Origin of the sequence: Allobosea sp. BK604 (genome assembly GCF_004341515.1) — a bacterium.
GTDB lineage: Bacteria > Pseudomonadota > Alphaproteobacteria > Rhizobiales > Beijerinckiaceae > Allobosea.
In genome coordinates this window covers 314,365-338,981 of the sequence record NZ_SLZF01000007.1, presented here as the reverse complement: position 1 = coordinate 338,981, position 24,617 = coordinate 314,365, and the positions used below count along the sequence as shown (strand labels likewise).

At 66.3% G+C, this 24,617-nt stretch carries 27 protein-coding genes and 1 tRNA gene; 16 read left to right on the top strand and 12 right to left on the bottom strand.

Annotation, left to right across the window (positions count from 1 at the left end):
- The first annotated feature begins 276 nt into the window (after positions 1 to 276).
- Positions 277 to 942: a sulfite oxidase-like oxidoreductase gene (locus EV560_RS22765; RefSeq protein ID WP_131858104.1), complete on the top strand. Its 666-nt coding sequence runs from the start codon at positions 277 to 279 to the stop codon at positions 940 to 942.
- A gap of 51 nt (positions 943 to 993) precedes the next feature.
- Entirely contained in the window at positions 994 to 1,881 is an 888-nt protein-coding gene (locus tag EV560_RS22760) for an alpha/beta hydrolase (RefSeq protein WP_131858201.1), read from the top strand.
- A gap of 13 nt (positions 1,882 to 1,894) precedes the next feature.
- Here EV560_RS22760 and EV560_RS22755 read toward each other — a convergent pair whose 3' ends face one another.
- The 3 genes from EV560_RS22755 to EV560_RS22745 form a co-directional block, all read right to left on the bottom strand.
- Positions 1,895 to 2,389: a GFA family protein gene (locus EV560_RS22755; protein WP_131858103.1), complete on the bottom strand. Its 495-nt coding sequence runs from the start codon at positions 2,387 to 2,389 to the stop codon at positions 1,895 to 1,897.
- Between the two features lie 203 nt (positions 2,390 to 2,592).
- Complete coding sequence (locus EV560_RS22750) at positions 2,593 to 2,931, bottom strand: hypothetical protein (protein ID WP_131858102.1); 339 nt, start codon at positions 2,929 to 2,931, stop codon at positions 2,593 to 2,595.
- Complete coding sequence (locus EV560_RS22745) at positions 2,928 to 3,194, bottom strand: hypothetical protein (RefSeq protein WP_131858101.1); 267 nt, start codon at positions 3,192 to 3,194, stop codon at positions 2,928 to 2,930. Before EV560_RS22745 ends, EV560_RS22750 begins: the two co-directional genes overlap by 4 nt.
- A 158-nt stretch (positions 3,195 to 3,352) precedes the next feature.
- Here EV560_RS22745 and EV560_RS22740 point away from each other — a divergent pair, with 158 nt between their 5' ends.
- The 4 genes from EV560_RS22740 (at position 3,353) to EV560_RS22725 (ending at position 7,102) form a co-directional block, all read left to right on the top strand.
- Entirely contained in the window at positions 3,353 to 4,057 is a 705-nt protein-coding gene (locus EV560_RS22740) for a glutathione S-transferase N-terminal domain-containing protein (RefSeq protein WP_131858100.1), read from the top strand.
- Between the two features lie 170 nt (positions 4,058 to 4,227).
- A complete protein-coding gene (locus EV560_RS22735) occupies positions 4,228 to 4,785 on the top strand; it encodes a LemA family protein (RefSeq protein ID WP_131858099.1) in 558 nt (185 codons plus the stop codon).
- 31 nt (positions 4,786 to 4,816) lie between these two features.
- Positions 4,817 to 5,881, top strand: a complete 1,065-nt coding sequence (locus EV560_RS22730) for a M48 family metallopeptidase (RefSeq protein WP_131858098.1) — start codon at positions 4,817 to 4,819, stop codon at positions 5,879 to 5,881.
- A gap of 483 nt (positions 5,882 to 6,364) precedes the next feature.
- Positions 6,365 to 7,102, top strand: a complete 738-nt coding sequence (locus tag EV560_RS22725; protein WP_131858097.1) for a hypothetical protein — start codon at positions 6,365 to 6,367, stop codon at positions 7,100 to 7,102.
- 76 nt (positions 7,103 to 7,178) lie between these two features.
- Here the strand turns inward: EV560_RS22725 and EV560_RS22720 are convergent, their stop codons facing one another.
- A complete protein-coding gene (locus tag EV560_RS22720) occupies positions 7,179 to 7,787 on the bottom strand; it encodes a 2-hydroxychromene-2-carboxylate isomerase (protein WP_131858096.1) in 609 nt (202 codons plus the stop codon).
- Positions 7,788 to 8,047: 260 nt separating this feature from the next.
- On the opposite strand from EV560_RS22720, the gene EV560_RS22715 reads away from it, so the two are divergent.
- Complete coding sequence (locus tag EV560_RS22715) at positions 8,048 to 9,280, top strand: argininosuccinate synthase (RefSeq protein ID WP_131858095.1); 1,233 nt, start codon at positions 8,048 to 8,050, stop codon at positions 9,278 to 9,280.
- A gap of 132 nt (positions 9,281 to 9,412) precedes the next feature.
- Positions 9,413 to 9,760, top strand: coding sequence for a hypothetical protein (locus EV560_RS22710; protein ID WP_131858094.1), 348 nt, complete (start codon positions 9,413 to 9,415; stop codon positions 9,758 to 9,760).
- 108 nt (positions 9,761 to 9,868) lie between these two features.
- Here EV560_RS22710 and fabI read toward each other — a convergent pair whose 3' ends face one another.
- The 5 genes from fabI to fabA form a co-directional block, all read right to left on the bottom strand.
- Positions 9,869 to 10,702 (bottom strand): enoyl-ACP reductase FabI, encoded by an 834-nt coding sequence (fabI, locus tag EV560_RS22705; protein ID WP_131858093.1) that lies wholly within the window; start codon positions 10,700 to 10,702, stop codon positions 9,869 to 9,871.
- A 202-nt stretch (positions 10,703 to 10,904) separates the two neighbouring features.
- Positions 10,905 to 11,177 carry a DUF3303 domain-containing protein gene (locus tag EV560_RS22700; RefSeq protein ID WP_114829046.1) on the bottom strand — a complete coding sequence of 91 codons (273 nt, stop codon included), beginning with the start codon at positions 11,175 to 11,177 and terminating at the stop codon, positions 10,905 to 10,907.
- Positions 11,178 to 11,182: 5 nt separating this feature from the next.
- The gene (fabB, locus tag EV560_RS22695) at positions 11,183 to 12,409 is read right to left on the bottom strand and encodes a beta-ketoacyl-ACP synthase I (protein ID WP_131858092.1); all 1,227 of its coding nucleotides are present in this window, start codon (positions 12,407 to 12,409) and stop codon (positions 11,183 to 11,185) included.
- Between the two features lie 138 nt (positions 12,410 to 12,547).
- Entirely contained in the window at positions 12,548 to 12,943 is a 396-nt protein-coding gene (locus EV560_RS22690; RefSeq protein WP_131858091.1) for a hypothetical protein, read from the bottom strand.
- A 29-nt stretch (positions 12,944 to 12,972) separates the two neighbouring features.
- Positions 12,973 to 13,479, bottom strand: a complete 507-nt coding sequence (gene fabA / locus EV560_RS22685; RefSeq protein WP_131858090.1) for a 3-hydroxyacyl-[acyl-carrier-protein] dehydratase FabA — start codon at positions 13,477 to 13,479, stop codon at positions 12,973 to 12,975.
- A gap of 253 nt (positions 13,480 to 13,732) precedes the next feature.
- Here fabA and irr point away from each other — a divergent pair, with 253 nt between their 5' ends.
- On the top strand, positions 13,733 to 14,197 hold the full coding sequence (irr, locus tag EV560_RS22680) for a Fur family transcriptional regulator Irr (RefSeq protein ID WP_131858089.1): 465 nt from the start codon (positions 13,733 to 13,735) through the stop codon (positions 14,195 to 14,197).
- A gap of 148 nt (positions 14,198 to 14,345) precedes the next feature.
- On the opposite strand, the gene EV560_RS22675 is transcribed toward irr, so the two are convergent.
- Positions 14,346 to 14,861, bottom strand: a complete 516-nt coding sequence (locus EV560_RS22675) for an SH3 domain-containing protein (protein ID WP_131858088.1) — start codon at positions 14,859 to 14,861, stop codon at positions 14,346 to 14,348.
- 216 nt (positions 14,862 to 15,077) lie between these two features.
- On the opposite strand from EV560_RS22675, the gene EV560_RS22670 reads away from it, so the two are divergent.
- Positions 15,078 to 16,073 (top strand): 2-hydroxyacid dehydrogenase, encoded by a 996-nt coding sequence (locus tag EV560_RS22670; protein WP_131858087.1) that lies wholly within the window; start codon positions 15,078 to 15,080, stop codon positions 16,071 to 16,073.
- Positions 16,074 to 16,166: 93 nt separating this feature from the next.
- On the opposite strand, the gene EV560_RS22665 is transcribed toward EV560_RS22670, so the two are convergent.
- A complete protein-coding gene (locus EV560_RS22665; RefSeq protein WP_131858086.1) occupies positions 16,167 to 16,556 on the bottom strand; it encodes a winged helix-turn-helix transcriptional regulator in 390 nt (129 codons plus the stop codon).
- 99 nt (positions 16,557 to 16,655) lie between these two features.
- Between EV560_RS22665 and EV560_RS22660 the strand changes: the two genes are divergently transcribed.
- Positions 16,656 to 17,645, top strand: coding sequence for a quinone oxidoreductase family protein (locus tag EV560_RS22660; RefSeq protein ID WP_131858085.1), 990 nt, complete (start codon positions 16,656 to 16,658; stop codon positions 17,643 to 17,645).
- A gap of 5 nt (positions 17,646 to 17,650) precedes the next feature.
- Here EV560_RS22660 and EV560_RS22655 read toward each other — a convergent pair whose 3' ends face one another.
- Positions 17,651 to 18,655 carry a complex I NDUFA9 subunit family protein gene (locus EV560_RS22655; protein WP_131858084.1) on the bottom strand — a complete coding sequence of 335 codons (1,005 nt, stop codon included), beginning with the start codon at positions 18,653 to 18,655 and terminating at the stop codon, positions 17,651 to 17,653.
- 216 nt (positions 18,656 to 18,871) lie between these two features.
- On the opposite strand from EV560_RS22655, the gene EV560_RS22650 reads away from it, so the two are divergent.
- From EV560_RS22650 to EV560_RS22630, 5 genes are all read left to right on the top strand, one after another.
- Positions 18,872 to 18,958: transfer RNA gene (locus EV560_RS22650), tRNA-Leu, on the top strand.
- Positions 18,959 to 19,435: 477 nt separating this feature from the next.
- Positions 19,436 to 20,455 (top strand): iron ABC transporter substrate-binding protein, encoded by a 1,020-nt coding sequence (locus EV560_RS22645; protein WP_131858083.1) that lies wholly within the window; start codon positions 19,436 to 19,438, stop codon positions 20,453 to 20,455.
- Between the two features lie 81 nt (positions 20,456 to 20,536).
- On the top strand, positions 20,537 to 22,126 hold the full coding sequence (locus tag EV560_RS22640; RefSeq protein ID WP_131858082.1) for an ABC transporter permease: 1,590 nt from the start codon (positions 20,537 to 20,539) through the stop codon (positions 22,124 to 22,126).
- Positions 22,123 to 23,178, top strand: a complete 1,056-nt coding sequence (locus tag EV560_RS22635) for an ABC transporter ATP-binding protein (protein WP_131858081.1) — start codon at positions 22,123 to 22,125, stop codon at positions 23,176 to 23,178. The genes EV560_RS22640 and EV560_RS22635 overlap by 4 nt, the downstream gene beginning before the upstream one ends.
- A 330-nt stretch (positions 23,179 to 23,508) precedes the next feature.
- Positions 23,509 to 24,570 (top strand): ABC transporter ATP-binding protein, encoded by a 1,062-nt coding sequence (locus tag EV560_RS22630; protein ID WP_131858080.1) that lies wholly within the window; start codon positions 23,509 to 23,511, stop codon positions 24,568 to 24,570.
- Positions 24,571 to 24,617: the final 47 nt, after the last annotated feature.

Sequence of the window (24,617 nt, the reverse complement as noted above, 5' to 3'; positions counted from 1 at the left end):
GCCGCGATGCCGTTGCATCGGGCGAGGATGGGCGGCGCTGAGCCGCCGGACATGATCCGCATCCGCAAGGCTCGCCCCAACACGAAACGGGAGCCGACCAGGAAGGCCGCCCCCGGCTGTGATCGATCACGGCCCTTCGGACGAGCGGGATGTAGTCGATAGGCCGGTCGAGGGCAAGTGTCGTTCCTCGACCCAACCCGGGCAATTGCGCTTGCGATCGCCGCTCCGCAGGCCGATCCTTGCGGACAGGACGGCTCTAGCGAGCGGAAGATGGCGATGACCGACGATCCCGAAACGCCCGAGGACAGCAAGCTCACCCGCACCAAGCAGAAATGGGCTGTCGAGGGCAAGTTCATCACCGGGCGGATCACCCGGCCCGAGGAGGAGCGGCTGCCGCCGGGCCAGCACCTGGTGAAGGAATGGCCGGTGCTCGATCTCGGCCTGCAGCCCGCGATCGCCTTGCCGAGTTGGACGCTCGACATCGACGGTGCGGTCGGCGAGCGCATGCATTGGCGCTGGGCCGATTTCCTGGCGCAGGAGCAGGTCGAGGAGATTTCCGACATCCATTGCGTCACGACCTGGTCGCGCTACGACAATCGCTGGCAGGGCGTCTCGACGCAGCATCTGCTCGATGTCGTCAGGCCCAAGCCCGGCGCCGATTTCGTCGTGCTGCACAGCTATGACGGCTACACCACCAACCTGACGCTGGAGGATTTCGCCAGCGAGGACGCGCTGCTCGCCCATAGCTGGGAGGGCAAGCCGCTGGCGGCAGAGCATGGCGGGCCGGTCAGGCTGGTGCTGCCGAAGCTCTATTTCTGGAAGAGCGCGAAATGGCTGAAGCGCATCGAGTTCGTGATGCGCAACAAGCCCGGCTTCTGGGAGGTGCGCGGCTATCACGACCGCGGCGATCCCTGGGCGGAGCAGCGCTACAGCGACGATTGACATGGCGACCGGGTAACGACGGATCGTCCACATCAGGAAGCGGGGGGCATGATGGCGGATCAGGAGATTCAGGCGGTCAGGGCGCTGCTGAGCTCTCAGCCGCGGCCGGTCGGCTGGGCGCAGCGGCGGGAACGGCTCGATGCCGTGGCCTCCATCGACGGTGTCGCCGCAGATATCAGCTTCGAACAGGTCCGCATCGGCCCATGCGACGCAGAGTGGTCGCTCGCCCCCGGCAGCGACGCATCGAAGGTGCTGCTTTTCCTTCATGGCGGCGGCTATTGCTCCGGCTCGATCAAGAGCCATCGCGGCATGGTCTCCGAGGTTGGACGGGCAGCCAAGGTCCGGACGCTGGCGCTCGGCTACAGGCTGGCGCCGGAACATCCGTTTCCCGCGGCGATCGAGGATGCGCTTGCGGCTTTCGACCATCTGCTCGGGCTCGGCATTCCCGCCGGCAGCATCGCAATCAGCGGCGACAGTGCCGGCGGGGGACTATCGCTCGCCACAATGCTCCGGCTGCGGGATGGCGGCCGCGCCCTGCCCGGCTGCGCCTGGCTGGCCTCGCCCTGGGTCGATCTCGCCATGACCGGGGCGAGCATGGCGAGCAAGGCGGCGATCGACCCGCTGATCCATCGCGAATATCTGGAAGAGCTGGCCGCGGCCTATCTGGACGGCACCAGCGCCGTCGATCCGCTGGCTTCGCCGCTCCATGCCGATCTGTCCGGCCTGCCGCCCTGCCTGATCATCGTCGGCTCGGCCGAAACGCTGCTCGACGACGCCGTGCGCATCGCTGGCCGGCTGGGTGCGGCGGATGTCTCGACCCGTGTCGAGATCTGGCCGGAGATGATCCACGCATGGCCGCTCTGGGCGAAACGGCTGACGGCAGGACGAATGGCCATCGCTTCCGTCGGCGCCTTCCTGCACGAGCATCTATCCGGCTGAAGCTGACCGCCGTTCAGTCGATCCAAAGCCCGCGCTTGCGGTGCCAGGCCTCGATCGACTCGACGGGATACTCGTCGAAGCGCTGGTCGTTGGGGCCGATATCCGGCTCGACCCAGCTCGCCTTGAAACGCAGCATGAGATGGGTCTTCTCCTCAGGCACCGGCAGGTCGGTATCGATCGCCGAGGCGAAGGGATGGACGAGTTCCGGCCAGCTCGGATCGTACATCCAGAGCGCCGTGCCACAGCCCGTGCAGAAGCGGCGCTGGCCGCTCGAGGTCTCGCAGGCGCCGTCATCGTCGCAAAGCTCGGCCCGGAAAACGCCGATCGACGTCTCGCCCTCGACCTTCAGGGTGCCGGCGTCGCCCATGATGTTGATGGCGTAGCCACCGCCTCCGGCGGTCTTGCGGCAAATGGAGCAATAGCAGAGCTGATAGGGCACGGGCGTGTGGCTCTCCAGGGAGAAGCCGACCGCGCCGCAGCGGCACGAGCCGCGTAAGGTCAAAGGCATCTGGTTTCCTTCCGCAAGACGCGGATTCACCGATCAGGTTGAACCAACCCGATCGGTGAATCCGCCTCTCAACGATTGATAGAGAACGCATGTTCCGATCTGCTCGCCTCGCGATCAGATTGGCGGGTGCTCTAGCGGCGAGCGCTGCCGCTATGGGGCGCTTGCCTGCATCAATGGCCAAAGCCGGGCCGACGCGGACGAAACTATCGCGCGACATCCGTCAGGGGCCGCAGCTTCGTCGGCGTCGCCCTCGCGCAGGCCAGGCGCAGCTGGTGACGCTTGAACGCGGTCACGCCGATCACGATCGTGCAGAACAGGGCATTCAGCGCGTTGATTTGCGCCAGGGCGACGTCGTGAAGGCTCACGGCGGCATAGAGCGAGGTCGACGCGTTCGCCGCCGTCCAGAGTCCCCAGGTCGAATAGGAGATCGCGACCGCTCCCTGGGTGTCGCGCATCACCCTGACGATCTGCGGCAAATAGGAGAAGACCCGCAGTCCATTGAAGAAGCTGAACAGGTAGAAGGCCAGATCCGCCATCGTCACGCCCGCACCCTCCGTGCCGGCTTGAAGCCGCGGCGGCTTCCCTGATCGCGCGCGGGCGGCGGCGGGGCGGGAACGAGCCCGTATTCGGCTGCGATCACCATGTCGACCCGCACCGCCTCGGCGACCGGCAGGCCGAATTGCTGGATCAGGTACCTGACCATCCCTAGGTCGACAACATTGCCCATCAGCCGCTCGCCCCGATCATGCTGGAAGACCCAGACCACCTTAGGCCGTGGCCGCCAGCGGACTGTGAGGGAGGTCACTGACGGACCCCTGACACGCCCTGGCGTTGCGGCGGGAATGATCGGCGCCATGCAGCAGAGGCGCGTCGGGCACGAGCAGCGTCGCTCGCTCTCGTCGGTGGCGACCGCTACACATGCCGCGACGGCGCAAGCCTGCGCTTCAGCTTCGAGGATACCCCATGGCCGATCTCTCCGCCTTTCCGATCACCAAGCGCTGGCCGGCGCAGCATCCCGACCGCATCCAGCTCTACTCCCTGCCGACCCCGAACGGCGTGAAGGTCTCGATTGCCCTGGAGGAGCTCGGGCTGCCGTACGAGCCGCACACCATCGATATCGGCAAGAACGAGACCTGGGGGCCGGAATTCCTGTCGCTGAATCCAAACGGCAAGATCCCGGCGATCATCGATCCCAACGGCCCCGGCGGAAAGCCGCTCGGCCTCTTCGAATCCGGTGCGATCCTGCTCTATCTCGCCGAGAAGACCGGCAAGCTGCTGCCGGCCGATCCGGCCCAGCGCTACGAGACCATCCAGTGGGTGTTCTTCCAGATGGCCGCGGTCGGCCCGATGTTCGGGCAGCTCGGCTTCTTCCATAAGTTCGCCGGCCGCGAATATGAGGACAAGCGCCCGCGCGATCGCTACGCCAGCGAGAGCAAGCGCCTGCTCGGCGTGCTGGAGACCCGGCTCGCCGGCCGCCAGTGGATCATGGGCGATGACTACACGATCGCCGACATCGCCCTGCTCGGCTGGGTCCGCAACATCAACGGCTTCTACGCAGCCGGCGAGCTGGTCGATTTCGCCAGCCTGAAGAACGTCCCGGCCTGGTTGGAGCGCGGCCTCGCCCGCCCCGCCGTGCAGCGCGGATTGGAGATCCCGAAGCGGCCCTGAGGGGCGGCGTCGCCGCTCAGGTCACGGGATCGACATCTCACCTGCCCTCTCCTTGCCGGGAGAGGGCAGCTCAGGTCTCTTCCAGCCTTGCCCAACCTGGAAACCGGCTTTCCCGCGGTCGCGCTTCGTGCCACCTTGCGGCCGGGTTTCGCCGGGGGAAGGAGCCGAGTATGGGCTGGATTGTTTTCGGGCTGATTGCAGCCATCGCCATCTACCTGATCATGACCTATAACGGCCTGGTCTCGATGCGCCAGCGCACCAATCAGGCCTTCGCCGATATCGATGTCCAGCTGAAGCAGCGCCACGATCTGATCCCCAACCTGGTCGAGACGGTGAAGGGCTACGCGACCCATGAGCGCGAGACCTTCGATGCGGTGATCAAGGCGCGCAACGACGCGCAGAGCGCGCATGGCCCGCAGGCCCAGGCCCAGGCCGAGCAGCAATTATCGGGCGCCGTCGGCCGGCTGCTCGCCCTCGCCGAAGCCTATCCGGACCTCAAGGCCAGCGCCAATTTCCAGCAGCTCCAGGGCGAGCTCAGCAATGTCGAGGACAAGCTCGCGGCGGCCCGGCGCTTCTTCAACAACGCGGTCGGCGAGTTCAACGCGGCGATCCAGGCCTTCCCGGCGGTGTTCTTCGCCCCGCAGATGGGTTTCTCGCCGCGCGAGTTCTTCGATGTCGGCGAGCAGGCGCGCACCCAGCTCGAGGCGCCGCCGAGCGTGAAGTTCTGACGTCGCCTGACGGCGGCGGGGAGCAGTCGCGATGGTCGGCCAGGCCTTCGGGCTCTACACGCATCAGCGCAACAACCGGATCAGGTCAGGCTTCCTGATCGCCGGGCTGTTCCTGCTCGTCTACCTGACGAGCTACGGGCTGATCCTGATGGGCTACGGCTATGGCGGGGTGCCGCGCGGGCGCACCGTCTCCGGCGAAACCTGGCGGCTGTTCTGGAACTGGCTGCCCTTCATCACCATGGCGGCCGGAGCCTGGGTCTTCATCGGCTTCAAGATGAATGTCGGGCTGATCAGCGCGGTGACCGGCTCGCAGGGCGTGACGCGCGAGGCCAATCCGAAGCTTTACCGGATGCTGGAGAACCTCTGCATCTCGCGCGGGCTGACCATGCCGAAGCTCGCGATCGTCCAGAACGATGCGCTCAACGCCTTCGCCAGCGGCGTCAACGACAAGCAGTTCACGGTGACGGTGACCTCGGGCCTGCTGGAGGCACTGACCGACGACGAGGTCGAGGCCGTCCTCGCCCATGAGCTGACGCATATCCGCAATGGCGATGTCCGGCTGATGATCATCGCCGTGGTCATCGCCGGCGTGATCTCCTTCGTCGGCGAGATCGTCTTCCGCAATTTCGGGCGGGTGCGCATCTCCTCCGACGACGCCAAGAAGGGCAGCGGCGTCGCGATCGTCATCGGCATCGCGGTGATCGCGATCTCCTGGCTGCTCGCCGTGCTGATCCGGCTCTCGCTGTCGCGCTCGCGCGAGTATCTCGCCGATGCCGGCGCGGTCGAATTGACCAAGAACCCGGATGCGATGATCTCGGCCCTGCTCAAGATCTCCGGCCGCGCCGATATCGACGGCGTGCCCTCCGGCGTGATGGACATGTGTTTCGAGAACGATCCCGACGATTTCGCCGACCTGTTCTCGACCCATCCCTCGATCACCAAGCGGGTGCAGGCGCTGGTCGAGACGGCGGGAGGACGCATGCCGGCAATGCCGCCGCATCCACCGAAAGTCGCGCAGCGGCCGGACCTGCCGACCATGGTCGAGGAATCGGCGCGCGGCGGACCGTGGTCACGGCCGACGGGGGGATCGTCCTAGAGCATTCCCGCGTTTCTCCGAATCGCGAAAATTCTCTATCTATTTGTTTTGATGCATTTTCTTCACGCGAACCGGTACCCACTTCGCTCGAAAATGCCCTCGCCCTGACATCGATGACGCGGGCAGGCCCTGGCCGCTCGCAAGTATAGGCAAAGTCGCGGCGCTCACATCTTGCTTTAGGTGCCGTGCTATGGATGAGTGGCGCCCGGATCTGGCAAGGTGCCGGCAATGCACCGCACTTGAGGGCCGGGTCCGGAATGCCTCGCGTTACGACCCGCCGGGATGAATTCCCGTCGGCTTTGACCGTCGAATTTCGAAGTGTCTCGGACGACAGCCTCGCGCCTACTTATCGCCTAGCGATCGCCGACACCTGTGGCCGGACGATCCTCATCGCTTCACGACACAGTCTTCAAGCAGATCATTCCCAGGGCGACGGGTCCGTCGGTGTTCATTCGCAACCTTTTGCAAATTGGGAGCAAACGCATGTCGAAGCGCCCGCATCTTATTCTCGGTACGGCCGTGACCCTCGCCCTATCCATATGCAGTGCTTGGGCACAGCAACCTTCGCCCACGCCTCACGTGCCGCTCGAAAAGACGATCGGGCAAGCACATGCGAGCCGCCCCATCCCCTCCCTCGCGGTCATGAATGCCGCCGGAGCGAAGCTGGAGGGCGGAAAGCTCGTCCTGACCGGCGTCACGCCCAACATCATCGTCTTCGCCGACCGCCCCACTCGCGCGGCCGGCCATGAGATGATCCAGCAATTCCTTCAGCAATGGGATGAGGGCAAGGACAGCTTCGCCAAGGATCCGCCCAACGCCACGGTCTCGGTGCTCGGCGCCAAGCCGGGCGAAGTCGCGGATGCGGTCGTCGTGCTGAAAGCCCCCAAGCTCGACGGCACCACTTTGAGCTTCGACGTGTCGGTCCTGGAGGGCTCGACGATCAGTGGCGGCCCCGCCGCCGTCTTCATCGACGCCTTCGCGTTCCGTGGCCCTGGCGGCGGCGGCTTTGCGCATGTCGGCGGCTGGGGCGGTGGCTATGCCCATGTCGGCGGCTTCGGCGGCGCATACTGGCACGCGCCGGTCTATCACGGCGCCTGGTATGCCCACCCCGCCTATCCGGTCGGAGCGGTGGCTGCCGGCGCCGCGATCGGAGCGGCTGCAGCCTATCCCTATTATGCCCGGCCGGCCTGCGGCTATTACCCCTACCCACCCTGCTACTGAGGCCAGGCCCGCAAACACGTTCCATCGGGTGCGCGCGCCGCGCCCGATGGAGACAAGACCAGACCGGCTATCGGCCTCAGCGGCCGTGCAGGGCCCAGTTGAGGGCTTCCTCCAGCCGGTCATCGCCCCAGAACAATTCGCCGTCGCCGGTGACGAAGGTCGGCGCGCCGAAGATGCCGAGCGATTTTGCGAGTTCGGTCTCCGCCTTGAGCCGGCCCTTGACCTCCTCGCTGCGCGAAGCCGGCAGGGCGTGGCTGGGATCGGCGCCGGCCTGTTTCAGCGCAGCGACCAGCACCGCCTCCTCGGCAATATTGCGCCCCTCGCAGAAGGCAGCCCTGAATAGTGCCTGAGAGAAAGCGGGCATCCAGCCGGCCTCGCGGCCGGCCAGCGCGACACGCGCGGCGACGAGCGAATTCTGCGGGAACGGGTTGGGCCGCACCAGCTTGACGCCGGAGCGTGCGGTCTGGCGCTCGAGGTCGCGCCACATATAACGCCCCTTGTTCGGGAAGAGATTGAACGGCGATGTCGTCCAGCCCTGTCCGGCAAAGATCGGCCCAAGCAGAAACGGGCGCCAGCGCAAGGATACGCCAGCCTCTTCTGCCAAGCTTTCAGCCCTTAACGCGCTCAGGAAGGAATAAGGGGAGGCGAACTCGTACCAGAAGTCGAGGACGGGACGATTCGGCATTCAGCCTCCAGGTCAGTCATCGGATATTTGAGTCGCAAGCCCAGCTTCGTCCCGTCGCAGCACGACCGCAAGCACAATGCGGCCTTGCTCCCCAGGACCCGTGCCCCGACACGATCCATCACATGGAGACGTCGAACCGATCAGAAGGTTCCGATTGCGTCGCCCCAAGGCCTGCGATAGTGCGCCATTGAGCCGAAAACACGGCACGCAGAACCTTATCCAATCGGCATGTTCATGCCGCCGCAGCAGGAAGACCATCGATGGCCGACAAGCACGTGAAGAAGGTCGTGCTCGCCTATTCGGGCGGGCTGGACACCTCGATCATCCTGAAATGGCTGCAGACCACCTATAACTGCGAGGTCGTGACCTTCACCGCAGATCTCGGCCAGGGCGAGGAACTCGAGCCCGCCCGCCAGAAGGCGCTGCTGCTCGGCATCAAGCCCGAGAACATCCATATCGAGGACCTGCGCGAGGAATTCGTGCGCGACTACGTCTTCCCGATGTTCCGCGCCAATGCCGCCTATGAGGGCGTCTACCTGCTGGGCACCTCGATCGCCCGGCCGCTGATCGGCAAGAAGCTGATCGAGATCGCCGAGAAGGTCGGCGCCGACGCCGTCTCCCATGGCGCGACCGGCAAGGGCAACGACCAGGTCCGCTTCGAGCTGACCGCCTATGCACTGAAGCCCGACGTCGTGGTGATCGCGCCCTGGCGCGAATGGGACCTGCGCTCGCGCGAGCAGCTCATCGCCTTCGCCGAGCAGCACCAGATCCCGATCGCCAAGGACAAGCGCGGCGAAGCGCCGTTCTCGGTCGACGCCAACCTGCTGCATGCCTCCTCGGAAGGTAAGGTGCTGGAGGACCCGGCGCAGGAAGTGCCCGATTACGTCTATTCCCGCACGATCTCGCCCGAGGACGCGCCGGACAAGCCGACCTACATCACCATCGACTTCGCGAGGGGCGATGCCGTCGCGATCGACGGCGAGCAGCTCTCGCCGGCCACCCTGCTGGCGAAGCTCAACGAGCTCGGCCGCGCCAACGGCATCGGCCGGCTCGACCTGGTCGAGAACCGCTATGTCGGCATGAAGTCGCGCGGCATGTACGAGACGCCCGGCGGCACGATCCTGCACGTGGCGCACCGCGCCATCGAGTCGATCACGCTCGACCGCGGCGCGGCGCATCTCAAGGACGAGATCATGCCGAAATATGCCGAGCTGATCTATAATGGCTTCTGGTTCTCGCCCGAGCGCGAGATGCTGCAGGCACTGATCGACAAGAGCCAGGAATTCGTCGCCGGCCAGGTCCGCCTCAAGCTCTACAAGGGCGGCGTGCATGTGGTCGGGCGCTCCAGCCCCTACTCGCTCTACGACCAGGATCTGGTGACCTTCGAAGAGGGCGCCGTCGCCTATGACCACCGCGACGCAGCCGGCTTCATCCGCCTCAACGCGTTGCGGCTGCGGACGCTCGGCCAGCGCAAGAAGAAGCTGGGGCTCTGAGCCGCTCGTGAAGGGCGTCATCCCGTGCGCGCTGCGGCATGAAATGCCGCTGCGCAGACACGGGATTACACCCCACGGTGAACCGTCGCCTTCTTCGAAGCGTTGAGCCTCTATCTCAACAGAGGCCCTGACATGCTCCGCAAAGCCCCCCTCGCCTTCTCGCTTCTCCTGCTCGCGGCCCCGGCGCTGGCCCAGGCACCGACGCCAAGCGAAAAGCCGGCCTCTCCGGAGGTCGCCTCCTGCAAATCGGCGGCGATGACCGTGATCACGGCGCGGGAGCCCGAGATCAAGGACATCTTTATCGATGAAGACGGGCTGACGATCGCAGTCTCCGAGACCAAGATCGAGGATATCCCGGTCACGCGCATCATCATGGGCGAGGCCTATTTGCGCACCGACCGATCCGACAAGCCGCGGCGCTTCCTCTGCCTGCTGGGCGAGAAGGGCAAGGTGCTCCTGACCTTCTTCACCCAGCGCTAGAGCATCTCCGCGTTTCTCCGAATCGCGGAAATGCTCTCTCTATTTGTGTTGACGCATTTTCTTCACGCGAACCGGTATCCACTTCGCTCGAAAATGCTCTGAAGCCGCCTACTCGCCGTTGCCGGTGTCGGCCGCGCGCAGGCCCTCGAGCACTGGCATCTGGGTGATGTGATAGCCGGCATCGATATGGTGGATCTCGCCGGTCACGCCGCCGGAGAGGTCGGAGAGATAGTAGAGCGCCGAGCCGCCGATCTGCTCCAGCGTCACGGACTTGCGCAAAGGCGAGTTGGCGCGCTGCCAGGAATACATGGCGCGCGCATCCGAGATACCGGCGCCGGCGAGCGTGCGCACCGGTCCAGGCGAGAGTGCGTTCACGCGGATGCCCTTCGGGCCGTAATCGGCAGCGAGATAACGCATGCTCGCCTCGAGCGCTGCCTTGGCGACGCCCATGACATTGTAGTTCGGCATCACCCGGGTGGAGCCGCTATAGGTCAGCGTGATCATGCTGCCGCCCTTGGGCATGCGCTCGGCGGCGCGCCTGGCCGCCTCGGTGAAAGAGAAGCAGGAGATCACCATGGTGCGCGAGAAATTCTCGCGCGTGGTGTCGGCGTAGAGGCCCTTCAGCTCGTTCTTGTCGGAAAAGCCGATGGCATGGATCAGGAAGTCGAGCGTGTTGCGCTCGGGATCGCCGCCCCAGGCCTCGTCGATCGCGGCGAAAGCGGCATCGACCGTCGCGACATCCTCGACATCGCAGGGCAGCACGAGCTTGGAGCCGATGCTCTCGGCCAGCGGCTTGACGCGCTTGCCGAGCGCATCGCCCTGATAGGTGAAGGCCATCTCGGCGCCGTGCTCGTGCAGCGTGCGCGCGATGCCCCAGGCGATGGAGTTCTGGTTGGCGACGCCCATGACGAGGCCGCGCTTTTTGTGCATCAGGGAGGGCATGGGCCTGTCTCGGCGACTGATTCAGGAATTTAGGAGGGCGGATACGAATTCGGCAACGGCGGGCTGAAGCTCTTCAACCACAATCTTCTCCCCGCCAGCGGCTGGAGCATTTCCGCGTTTCTTCGAATCGCGAAAATTCTCCATCATTTGTTTCGACGCATTTTCTTCACGCGAACCGGTGTCCACGTCGCTCGAAAATGCTCTAGAGATGCTTCTTCACCGCTGCGGCGGTCGCCTTGGAGGTTGCCAGCGGCACGATCTCGAACCGGGCGAGATCGCCCCAGGCCAGCACCCATTCCTGCAACAGGGTGACGTCATCGCATTCCATGATCTGGAAGCAGCGGGCGAAATCGGCGGAGATCCAGCTGTCGACATAGCGCAGGCCATCCGGAGCCATCCGGCCGCGCTCATGGAAGCGGGCATAGATCTCCTTCACCCGCGCCTGGTCGAAATGCTCGATCACCATGAAGAGCATGGCGCTCAGGCTTCCAGGCGCTTCATCACGATGGTGGCGTTGGTGCCACCGAAGCCGAAGGAGTTGGAGAGCACGGTGCCAAGGCCGGCATTGTCGATGCGCTTGCGCACGATCGGCATGTCGGCGAAGGCGGGATCGAGCTCCTCGATATGCGCGCTCTCGCAGATGAAGTCGTTGTTCAGCATCAGGAGCGAGTAGATCGCCTCCTGCACGCCGGTCGCGCCGAGCGAATGGCCAGTCAGCGACTTGGTGGCGGAGATCGGCGGGCTCTTCTCGCCTGCGCCGAACACCTCGCGAATCGCCTCGATCTCCTTGCCGTCACCGACCGGGGTCGAGGTGCCGTGCGGATTGATGTAGTCGATCCTGGTCTTCACGGTCTCGAGCGCCATCTTCATGCAGCGCACCGCGCCCTCACCGGAGGGAGCGACCATATCGTAGCCGTCCGAGGTCGCGCCGTAGCCGACGATCTCGCCGTAGATGCGGGCGCCGCGCGCCTTGGCGTGCTCCAGCTCCTCCAGCACGACGACGCCGGCGCCGCCGGCGATGACGAAGCCGTCGCGCTTGGCATCATAGGCCCGCGAGGCCACCGAGGGGGTCGCGTTGAAATCGGTCGACATCGCGCCCATCGCGTCGAACAGGACGGAGAGCGTCCAGTCGAGCTCCTCGCAGCCGCCGGCGAAGATGACGTCCTGCTTGCCCCACTGGATCAGCTCATAGGCATTGCCGATGCAATGGTTCGAGGTCGCGCAGGCCGAGGAGATCGAATAGTTGACGCCCTTGATCTTGAACCAGGTGGCGAGCGTCGCCGAGGCGGTCGAGGACATGCCCTTGGGGACGGCGAAGGGGCCGACCTTCTTGGAGGATCCGCTCTCGCGCGCCTTGTCATAGGCGTCGATCAGGGCGCGGGTGGAGGGGCCGCCCGAGCCCATGATGATGCCGGTGCGCTCATGGCTGATCTCGCCCGGCTCCAGCCCCGAATCGGTGATGGCCTGCTCCATCGCGACCTGATTCCAGGCCGAGCCGCCACCGTGGAAGCGCATGGCGCGGCGATCGAGCACGCTGGCGGCATCGAGAGTCGGCACGCCGCCGACCTGGCTGCGGAAGCCGTGCTCGGCGAATTCCGGCACGAAGGAGATGCCCGATTTGGCCTCGTGCAGCGAGGCCAGCACTTCCTGCGTATTGTTGCCGATGGACGAGACGATGCCCATCCCGGTGACCACTACGCGCCTCATACCGTTCACTCCGCTTCGCATGTCGGGACTGCTCAAGCGCCCGTTCCGATCAATTTGCGCCCCGGAGATGGACCGGGAATGACGCAGACGCAAGGGCAACGCCGCTCTTCACCACAATGAACCGCGTTCGCGTCCAACTCAAACCTTGGCAAAAGCCCGCCTGACGACGCTCTCGCTCGCTCCCGCGGAGCGGATCATCAGGAAGCGGCCCGAGGCTTCCCGTCCGATCGTCCAGCGGCCTTCGATCTCGGTCGCGTACGCGCTCAGCGTGCCGTCATAGGCGACGCTGTGCGACCAGCCACCCGTACCATCATAGGTCTTCGTGAAGCGGACCGATAGCTCGTCACGCCCGCCCTCGAGCATCGCGAAGAGCGTCAGCGGCGCACCATTGCGCCCGATCTCCGATTCATGGGTCGAGCCGGTGAGCCATCGCCCCGATTCGATCAGGGTGGCGACGAAATAGATCGGCTCGGCCGCCATCTCATAGGTGTAGAGGCCGTGCCAGACGCCGGTCAGATCGGACGCGCGGGCCATCACCTTTCGAAGTCCCGCCGCCGATCAGTTCATTGCGGCACGAACAGGCCGACACGCATGTCCGCCACCGTGTAGATCCGCTTGCCGTCGGCTTCCAGCCAGCCATCGGCGATGCCGAGCACGAGCTTGGACTTGAAGACGCGCTTGAACTCGACGCCATAGACCACGTTCTTGACCGATGGCAGCACCTGGTCGGCGAACTTGACCTCGCCGACACCGAGGGCCCGGCCGCGGCCCGGCAGGCCGAGCCAGCCCAGGAAGAAGCCGGTGAGCTGCCAGAGCGCATCGAGCCCGAGGCAGCCCGGCATCACCGGATCGCCCTTGAAATGGCAGTCGAAGAACCAGAGATCGGGGCGGACATCGAGCTCGGCGCGCACGAAGCCCTTGCCGTGCGGACCACCATCCTCGGAGATCTCGGTGATGCGATCGAACATCAGCATCGGCGGCAGCGGCAATTGCGCATTGCCCGGCCCGAAAAGCTCCCCGCGTCCGCATGCGAGGATCTCCTCGTAGCTGAATGACGACTGCCGCTCCATACTTCCTCGCTCCGTATCGGCCGCCCGCCGCTGCTCTCACATGGCAGCAACGGCGGTCCTATCCCGGTGCGTGCGTAACACGGGCTTGCGCCGAAACAAAAGGGCGCAAGGCGCGGCATTCACCGGAAGGTCATGGCGAGAGGCCGCCCGCCAATGCTTGCGGCTGTCGGGCCCAGGCCTTACATTTGAGCTGTGAATTCGCGTCGCCAGCCTGGCGACATGGCGCCAGCAACCGGAAAGGCCGACCCGACGCATGACCGACCAGATCGCTCCCGAGCAGGGCTACGGATCGAGCGGACGCCAGGGTTGCCCGTTCCATGACGTGCGCCAGCGGCTGCGACGTGTCCGGCTGCGCCCGACGCGGCAGCGCGTCTCGCTCGGCTGGCTGCTCTTCGCCAAGGGCGACAGGCATATCAGCGCCGAGATGCTCTACGAGGAGGCGATGAAGGCGCGCGTGCCGGTCTCGCTCGCGACGGTTTACAATACGCTGCATCAGTTCACGGAAGCGGGCCTGCTGCGCGAGCTCGCGATCGACGGCGCCAAGACCTTTTTCGACACCGACAACAGCGAGCACCACCATTTCGTCGTCGACGGCGAGAACACGGTGATCGACATCCCCGCCTCGGCCGTCGATGTCGCCGCGCTGCCGGAGCCGCCGGAGGGCTACGAGATCGCCCGGGTCGATGTCGTGGTGCGGCTGCGCAAGACCGACGGCTGAATCACTCCAAATAGCTACAGCTCCATCGTCATTGCGAGCGAAGCGAAGCAATCCAAGGGCGGCAGAACTCTACGCCCCCTGGATTGCTTCGTCGCTATGCTCCTCGCAATGACGTTGGAGCCTTGTGAACTCCGCAGCGGGGACCGCGTCAGTCTACCTTCTCGTTCGGATACACGCCCCAGAGCCGCTCCTGCTTGATGTAGCCATCCATCTTGGCGACGGTGACATGGCACCAGGCATTGGCGCAGGAGGTGACGTTGGCGATGACGCCGGGCTGCAGCCGGGCGACCACCGACGAGCCGTCATTGGCGCTGCCGAAAAGCGGGAAAGTCTCGTCCTTGACCTTGGACCAGGGCGCGACCAGTGCCGTGCGCCGGCCCGAGAGCAGGCTGTGCAGCACCCAGCCTTCCGAGCCATCGGCATCGCGCACGCGCCGCCAGGTCTCGAATTCGGCGGTGATCTCGACGGGCAGGCCGGCGCGCTGGAAGACCCAGCGGGTGCGATGCTCCTTCGAGGGCCCCTCGCGCAGGTTCACGCGGTCCGACTTGAGGCTGACATAGCGCGGGATCGGCAGGCCGGTCACCGAGCCCGCCGTCATATCCTGGGCCGAAGCGGAAGAACCCAAGCCGGCCAGGAGCGCCGTCGCAAGCAGAACAACACGCATCGCAGGGCCACCCATCCGCTCAATCCTCGTCCTGTTCCGCCCGGCCGGGACGGCATGCGCCCGCCGAAGGGTCATGTTGTCATCCGGCACGGCGCCACTTAACAACGTGTCAGCGCGCGCGATCACGCTGCCTTCATTCCTGAAGCGCCTCGGTTAATGAGGGGTTGAGGCGGAATGGCGGCATTGTCGCGGGGACTCGCAGGAGAGGAGCCGCCGATGACGAAGAAGAAGCCGCTGGTCGTGGTCACACGCAAGCTGCCCGCCGTGGTTGAAACACGCATGCGCGAACTCTTCGACGCCAAGCTCAATATCGACGATACGCCGATGAGCCAGGCCGCCCTGGTCGAGGCGGTGAAGTCGGCCGACGTGCTGGTGCCGACCGTGACGGACAAGATCGACGCCGCCGTCATCGCCCAGGCAGGCGACCAGCTCCGGCTCATCGCCAATTTCGGCAATGGCGTCGACAATATCGACGTCGCCAGCGCCGTGCAGCGCGGGATCACCGTCACCAATACGCCGGGCGTGCTGACCAACGACACCGCCGACATGACGATCGCGCTGATCCTCGCGGTCGCGCGCCGCATCTCGGAAGGCGCGCGCGTCATCCCCGACGATGAATGGGCCGGCTGGTCGCCGACCTGGATGCTCGGGCGGCGCATCACCGGCAAGCGGCTCGGCATAGTCGGCATGGGCCGCATCGGCCAGGCCGTGGCGCGCCGCGCCGCCGCCTTCGGGCTCTCGATCCACTACCACAACCGCCGCCGCGTCGATGCCCGCACCGAGGAGGCGCTCAACGCCACCTATTGGGACTCGCTCGACCAGATGCTGGCGCGCATGGATATCGTCTCGATCAACTGCCCGCATACGCCGGCGACCTATCACCTGCTCTCGGCGCGCCGGCTCAAGCTGATGAAGCCCGACGCCATCCTGGTGAACACGGCCCGCGGCGAGATCGTCGACGAGACCGCCCTCGCCCGCATGCTCGAGGCAGGCGAGCTCGCCGGGGCCGGGCTCGACGTGTTCGAGCACGAGCCGGCGGTGAACCCGCGCCTGCTCAAGCTGGCGCGCCAGCACAAGGTGGTGGTGCTGCCGCATATGGGCTCGGCCACGCATGAGGGCCGCGCCGATATGGGCGAGAAGGTCATCGTCAACATCAAGACCTTCATGGACGGGCACAAGCCACCGGACCGTGTCTTGCCCAGCATGCTCTGAGGAGACGGCCCCTCGGCCTTCATCCCGACGCGCGATCGAAGATCGCATCTCCACGGATAAGGGCTGCGGGGCAAATGGCCCCGCGCCCGGTACTCAAGCCGCCTCGTTCGTCGCTGCGACCGGCGGCAGCCGGCACTCTGAGAGGCTGTCGAGCTCGTCGAGATCGGCCGCGTGCTTGCGGCCCCAGTCACACAGCGAGCGAATGACCGGCTCGAGGCTCAGCCCCAGCGCAGTCGCCGAATAGTCGACGCGCGGCGGCACCTGCCGGAAGATCTCGCGATGGACGAGCCCGTGCTCCTCCATTTCGCGCAGCTGCTGGATCAGCACTTTCTGGCTGATGCGCGGCACCAGCCCCTTCAACTCCGACAGGCGCTTTTGCCCGTCGAAGAGCTGGTAGAGGATGATCGCCTTCCAGCGTCCCGAGATCACCTTGAGCGCGCGCTCGACCGGCTGCATCGGCAGGCGCTTCATCGGATCAGCCATGGTCACCTTCCGGTCTGTATGGAACAAATCGGTGTGTAGTCACCAATCGGGATCATAGCGCAGAACCCGCGGCACGATCACTCCTGCCGCGAGAGAGCCATGAAGGCCATCCAGATCAGCCGCTTTGGCGGCCCCGAGGTGCTCGAACCCGCCGAGGTCGCCAGACCTCTTCCCGACCCCGGCCAGGCGCTGATCCGCGTCGGCGCGGCGGGAGTCAATTTCTTCGAGACCCTGCAGCGGCAGGACCGCTATGGCGGCACACCGACCCTGCCCATGATCCCGGGCGTCGAGGTCGCCGGCACGGTCGAGGCGTTGGGTGCCGGGGTCGACACGGTCCGGATCGGCGAGCGCGTCGCGGCGCCATTATTCGCCGCCGGCAACTTCTCGGGCGGCTATGCCGACTATGTCGCTGTCAATGCCAACTGGCTCGTGCCCCTGCCCGACGAGCTTCCCTTCGCGAGGGCGGCCGCCCTGATGGTGCAGGGGCTGACGGCTCTTCATCTCGTCCGGCAGGCGCCGCCGGCCGGCAAGTCGGTGCTCGTCAGCGCCGCTGCGGGCGGCGTCGGCAGCCTGCTGGTGCAGATCGCAGGGCGTGCGAGTGCAACCCGCGTCATCGCAGCCGCAAGCTCGGCCGAGAAGCTCGCCGTCGCGCGCCGGCTCGGCGCGGAAGAGGGCGTCGATTATTCGCAGCCCGGCTGGACCGGACAGGCGCGCGCCATTGCCGGAGGTACCGGCTTCGACATTATCTATGAATCGACGGGCGGCACGGTGATGTCGGCCTGTCTCGGGCTGCTTGCTCCGCTCGGTCGGATCGTGGCCTTTGGCGCCCTCAACCTGCAGGATTTCGCGCTCGGCCTGCCCGAGTTGAAGGCGCTCGTCGCCGGCAACCAGTCGCTGGCCGGCTTCACGCTGCTGCCGCTGCTGCGCCAGGACGAGGTCAAGGCCGACCTGGCCGAGCTGTTCGGGCTGGCGGCGCGCGGCGAGATCGAGGTTCTGCCCGGGGGCAGCTATCCGCTCGAACAGGCCAAGGCAGCCCACCAGGCGCTCGAAAGCCGGCAGACGACCGGCAAGCTCGTGCTGATACCCTGACCGCCTCAGCCGCCGGCGCGCGCGGTGTCGAACTGGCCGGTCTTGCGGAAGCGCCAGAGATAGGAGGGCACGACCGCCTCGACCGAGACCGGCGCGATGCCGATTCCCTCGAAGCTGCGGCCTTCCGCCTTGGCGGCCTCGGAGACGACATTGTCGCTCTCGAGCATCGCGACCTGGTCGCGGGTCAGCCTGAACTCTGCCGGCAACAGGCCGAGCGAGACCGCGTGGATGATCTCGAGGATGCGCGCCTGCACGCGCGCCAGCGGGAAGGGCAGCGGCGCGAGCAAGCGTTTGCGGTCGGTGACCTCGCAGACATAGGCGACGAATTCCTCGAGGGTCTTCACCTCGGGGCCACCCAGTTCATAGACGCGTCCGCCCTGGACGGTGCCGTCGACGGCGCGCGCGATCACCTCGGCGACATCGCCGACGAAGGCCGGCTGGAACCTGGTCTGCGCGCCGACCAGCGGCAGCACCGGCAGCATGCGGGCGAGCGCGGCGAAGCGGTTGAAGAACGTATCCTCCGGCCCGAACATGATCGAGGGGCGCAGGACGACGGCGCTCGGCACCAGGGACAGCGCCGCGGCTTCGCCTTCGGCCTTGCTGCGGCCATAGGCCGAGGCCGATTCGCTGTCGGCCCCGATCGCCGAGATCTGGACGAGCCGGCTGATGCCGTGGGCGACGCAAGCCTGGGCGACGGCGCGCGCGCCATTGGCCTGGACGCCGGCGAAGGTCTGGCGGCCGCCCTCCTGCAGGATGCCGGTGAGATTGACCACCGCGGCGGCGCCCTTGACCGCAGCCATGACCGAATCGGGATAGCGCAGATTGGCCTGCACGCCATGGATCTGGCCGACGACGCCGAGCGGCTGGAGGAAGCCGGCAAGGTCCGGCCGGCGCACGGCGACCCGCACGCGATAGCCGCGCTTGACCAGCGCGCGCACGACATGGCGGCCGAGGAAGCCGGAACCGCCGAAGACCGTGATCAACTGCGAGGACGGGGTCAGGGTGGCCATGATGCTCAAGCTCCGTCTAGGGACGTGCCGCTGTCCTAGAATGTGATCGTTCTAAAGGGAAGCGGAACCGCCGCTATTTGGCGGCTGAATCGCAACCAAGCTTGTCGCAGGCGGCACCGCGCTCATGCCGGAAACGCCGACCATCCACAATTCGATGACAAAATGCCGACAACGCCGTTGACAGCCTCCGCCCGCCCCCGTACACGGACCGCCGTTGCCCAGGTGGCGGAATTGGTAGACGCACCAGCTTCAGGTGCTGGCGCTCGCAAGGGCGTGGAGGTTCGAGTCCTCTCCTGGGCACCACTCATCTACCAGAGTGGTGGTTTGTCAGCACCTTAGCTGACGTCGATGGCTTAGTGGACGCCGGAGCGATACAACCGGGTGATCCACATGGTCCTTTCAAGGGCCCGGCCGTTCAAGCATCCCAAGACAGGCGCCTACTGGTTCCGCAAGGCCGTTCCCGATGCAGTTCGGGCCGCCGAGGGGGGCGCGAGCTGCTGCGCTCAGTGCGGACCAAGGACCCGACCGAAGCCAAGACGGCTCATGCGAATGTCGTGGCGCGGCCGCCGCAGCGAAGTCCAGTAAGCGATGCGACGCTGCGCCGCGCTTTTCAGCGTGTTTCGGGGCGCACTCTTCTTCGCCGTGACCAAGCCATTCTGGCAATATGCCTTCTTTGTAATTCTTCTAATTTGAAAACAGAGCGTTTGACAGCCCGCCGCCATGAGAATCTAACCGCGGTTACTTGGCCCATCTTTGCCGGGCCCAAGCGGAGCTACCCCTATGAACAACGCAATTGCATCCTTGGCGCGCGTCGCGACGCTGGGCCTCTCGCTCGCGGCCGCAGGCATGGCGAATGCTCAGAGCGCCGACAGCGCCGGCATCACGGTCTACAACGCCCAGCATGCCAGCCTGACCAAGGCCTGGGCCGAGGGCTTCACCAAGGAGACCGGCATCAAGGTCACGATGCGCCAGGGCGGCGACACCGAACTCGCCAACCAGCTCGTCCAGGAAGGCTCCGCCTCGCCGGCCGATGTCTTCGTCACCGAGAATTCGCCGGCCATGGTGCTGGTCGACCGGGCCGGACTGTTCGCCACGCTGCCGCAGGATGTCCTCGCCCAGGTCCCGGAGAATTTCCGGCCGAAGGACGGCCACTGGATGGGCGTCGCCGCGCGCAGCACCGTCTTCGCCTATGACAAGCGCAAGCTGAAGGACGCCGACCTGCCGAAGTCGCTGCTCGAGCTCGCCGATGCCAAGTGGAAGGGCCATTGGGCCGCCGCGCCGGCGGGAGCCGATTTCCAGGCGATCGTCGGAGCGCTGCTCCAGCTCAAGGGCGAGGCGGTCACGGCGGACTGGCTGAAGGCGATGAAGGCGAACTCGACCGCCTATCGCGGCAACAGCGTCGCCATGAAGGCGGTCAATGCCGGCGAGGTCGATGGCGCCGTGATCTATCACTATTACTATTTCGGCGATCAGGCGAAGACGGCCGAGAACAGCGCCAATGTCGGCCTGCACTATTTCCGCAGCAATGACCCCGGCGCCTTCCTCAGCACCTCCGGTGCCGGCGTCCTGGCTTCGAGCAAGCACAAGAAGGAGGCCGAGGCCTTCGTGAAATGGGTCAGCGGGAAGCAGGGCCAGGCCGTGCTGCGCGACGGCGATTCCTTCGAATACGCCATCGGCAACGGCGCCGATTCGAACGCCAAGCTGGAGCCGATCGCCAAGCTGCAGGCGCCCAAGGTCGAGCCCTCCACGCTCGACAGCAAGAAGGTCTCCGACTTGATGACCGCGGCCGGACTGCTCTAAAGCCAAGGCCAGATCAATCATCAGGAGGCGGGGCGCTCCCCCGCCTCCATTGCGTTTCGCCGCAGCCGTGCGGTCCAAATCATGAGTGTCCAGACGCCGCCCTTTCCCGCCAGCCGTGCCCTGACGACGCAGCCTCTGCCGCTGCGGCGCGACCGGCAGCTCGGCGCCAAGTCCCTGTTCGGACTGGCGGGCCTGGTCTCGCTCGTCACGCTGCTGCCGCTCGGCTTCATCATCTGGATCACGATCCAGACGGGATGGGAGACGGCCTCAAGCCTGATCTTCCGGCCGCGCGTCGCCGAATTGCTGCTCAATACCGCGCTGCTGGAGGCGCTGACGCTGCCGGCCTGCATCGTGCTCGCCGTCGCGCTGGCCTGGCTGACCGAGCGCAGCGACCTGCCGGGCGCGCGGCTCTGGTCCTGGCTCGCAGTCGCCCCGCTGGCGATCCCGGCCTTCGTGCATTCCTATGCCTGGATCGGCGTCGCGCCCGGCATGCACGGGCTCTTCGCGGCCATGCTGGTCTCGGTGCTGGCCTATTTGCCGTTCCTGTATTTGCCGGTCTCGGCACAGTTGCGCCGGCTCGACCCGGCTCTCGAGGATGCCGCCGCCTCGCTCGGCCTGGCGCCATGGCGGGTCTTCCTGCGCGTGGTGCTGCCGCAATTGCGGATCGCGATCTGCGGCGGCTCGCTGCTGATCGGCCTGCATCTGCTCGCCGAATACGGGCTCTACGCGATGATCCGCTTCGACACGTTCACGACCGCGATCGTCGACCAGTTCCAGTCGTCCTATAACGGCCCGGCCGCCAACATGCTGGCGGGCGTCCTGGTGCTGTCCTGCCTCGGCCTGCTCGCGCTGGAGATCGTGCTGCGCGGCGAGGCGCGCTATGCCCGGCTCGGCTCCGGCGCGCCGCGCCCGGTGAGTCTCCGAAAGCTCCGGCGGGCCACCTTGCCGGCTCTGCTGCTGCCCTTGGCGCTCGCGGCGCTGGGCCTCGGCATTCCCTCTTATGCGCTTGCGCGCTGGCTCGCGGCCGGCCAGGGCGCGGTCTGGCAGGCGCCGGAACTGGCGTCGGCCTTCGGCGAGACGCTGATCTATGCCGTGGGCGGCGCAGTGGTCACGACGCTCGCGGCCGTGCCGATGGCCTGGCTCTCGGTGCGGGCGCCCGGCCGGTTGCAGCGCGCGCTGGAAGGCAGCCACTATTATGTCGGCGCGCTGCCCGGCGTCGTCGTCGCGCTCGCGCTGGTCACCGTCACTGTCCGGATCGCGCCGCTCTACCAGAGCGTCGCGACCGTGCTCATCGCCTATGCGTTGATGTTCCTGCCACGTGCGCTCGTCGGCCTGCGTTCCGGCATCGCGCAGGTGCCGGTCGAGCTGGAGCGCGCCGCGGTCAGCCTCGGCCGCCGGCCGCTGCTCGCGATCCTGTCGGTGACGTTGCGGCTCGCGGCGCCCGGCGTCGCTGCCTGCATGGCGCTCGTCGCCATGGGCATCACCACCGAGCTGACCGCGACGCTGATGCTCGCCCCCAACGGCACGACCACGCTCGCGACGCAGTTCTGGTCCCTGACCAGCGAACTCGACTATGCCGCGGCCGCGCCCTATGCCGCGCTGATGATCGTGCTGTCCCTGCCCCTCACCGCACTCCTGCATGCGCAATCGCGCCGGGCGAGCGGACAGTGAGCCTGCTCGACATTTCCGGCCTGAGCAAACGCTACGGGCAGCAGACGGCGCTCGACAACGTCGATCTCGCCGTCCCCTCGCGCAGCCGCACCGCCATCGTCGGCCCCTCCGGTTCCGGCAAGACCACGCTGCTGCGCATCATCGCCGGCTTCGAGACGCCCGATTCCGGCCGCGTCGCGCTCGATGGCCAGGTGCTGGCGGACGGGCCGCTGATCGCCCCGGCGCATCGGCGCGGCATCGGCTATGTCCCCCAGGACGGGGCGCTGTTTCCGCATCTGAGCGTCGCCGAGAATATCGGCTTCGGCATCGAGGCCGGGGATGCCGGGCGCGGTGCGCGTATCGCCGAGCTGATGGACATGATCGAGCTCGACCGCAGCATGCTCACACGCCGGCCGCACGAATTGTCCGGCGGACAGCAGCAGCGCGTGGCGCTGGCCCGGGCATTGGCGCGGCGCCCTGCCCTGATGCTGCTCGACGAGCCATTCTCCGCGCTCGATGCCGGGCTGCGCGAGGCGGTGCGCAAATCGGTGGCGCGGGTGCTGCAACAGGCCGGCATCACCACGATCCTGGTCACGCATGACCAGGCCGAGGCTCTCTCCTTCGCCGATCAGGTCGCAGTGCTCAGGCAAGGGCGGCTGGCGCAAGCCGGCACACCGCATGCGCTCTACTGGCGGCCCAGGGATCGCGATACGGCGCTCTTCCTCGGCGACGCGGCGGTGCTCGAGGCGGAGTTCCGGGACGGCTTCGTCAGTTGTGCGCTCGGGCGCATCCCGACCGAGGCCGATGCACGTCCGGGCACCGTAACCATCATGCTGCGGCCCGAGCAGATCCGGCTATCCCCTGCCGGCATCGGCCAGGGCGAGGCCGCAGCCTGCCATGGCGAGGTCGACGAGATCGAGTTCGGCGGCTCGCTCTGCGCCATCACGGTCGTGGTCGAGGCCAACGGCGCCAGGCAGCGCATCCTCGTCCACGCCTCGAGCCTCGAGCTGCCCGCGCCCGGCACGCGCGTGCGCCTCGACGTGGTCGGCAAGGCTCACATCCTCGAGCGCTAGGCTCCCCTTACCTCGGTATAGCACCGACCCGGCAAGCGGCCATTCTGGCCACCCACCGGAGGCCGCATGCCTTTGTCCGGCGGGCCGTCGCGCCGCGAAACGAGGTCAACCCCGGAAAGGCCACTGCACCACCAATTTCAACCCCTGCGCGAGAACTCCGGCCGCCAACGTCGCATTGAAGAATGCTTATTGTTGACAATCCTCCGAGTTGCCCCTTAGCTTCGCCTGCACGTGCCGGTGGGGAAGCAGGCGTTCCTGCTCGCCGCCGGCCCAGAAGAACAAAGTCCGGACCGCTGATGTCCGGGCAAAATCGCGCGTCTGGGAGGGTGCATGGCGTTTCTGGAACTGGCCGATCTGACGATGCGGTACGGCGCAATGACCGTCGTCGATCGTGTCAATCTGAATGTCGAGAAGGGCGATCTCGTCTGCCTGCTCGGTCCGTCGGGCTGCGGCAAGACGACGACGCTGCGCCTCATCGCCGGGTTCATCACGCCCAAGGGCGGTGAAATCCATGTCGGCGGCCGCACGATCTCGTCAGCCGGCTGGAGCGAGCCGCCCGAGCGGCGCGGCATGTCGATGATCTTCCAGAGCTATGCGCTCTGGCCACACATGACCGTGCGCGAGAATATCGGCTACGGCCTGGCGCTGCGGAAGATGCCTGCGGCCGAGATCCAGCGGCTGGTCGATAAAATCCTCGATGTCACCAGGCTTAAACCCCTCGCGGATCGCTATCCCGGCGAGCTCTCGGGCGGCCAGCAGCAGCGTGTCTCGCTCGCCCGCGCGCTCGTCGTCGAGCCCGAGATCCTGCTGCTCGACGAGCCGCTCTCCAATCTCGACGCCAACCTGCGCGAGGAGATGCGTTTCGAGATCCGGCGCCTGCACGATGCCTATCGCTACACCACCGTCTACGTGACGCATGACCAGGCCGAGGCGATGACCACGGCCGATCTCATCGTGGTGATGAACCAGGGCCGGATCGAGCAGGTCGGAAGTCCGGAAGAGGTCTATGAGCGGCCGCAATCGGAGTTCGTGGCGCGCTTCCTCGGCGGCACCAACATCCTCAAGGGCCGCTGGCTCGATGCCGACACCGTCGAATGCGGCCCGCTGAAGCTGCGCTGCGGCGCCGGCGATTTCTCAGCCCGCGAGGACGGCGTCGTCTCCGTGCGCCATCACGATATCGTGCTCGACGCAAAGCCGCAGGACGAGGGGCTCAACCGCACCCAGGGCACAGTCCTGCGCCAGGTCTATCTCGGCTCGCATCGTGACTACCTGATCGAGCTCCCGGGCGGTGCGCAGGTCCGCACCGTCGCCGAACCCCATCTCGCCATCGATCGCGGCCAGCCGGTCTGGCTGCATTTTCCACAGGAGCACTGCCGCGCCCTCTCCCGCTGAACCGAGGGCCTCCGGAAGCATCTCGCCAACATCATAACAATGAGGAG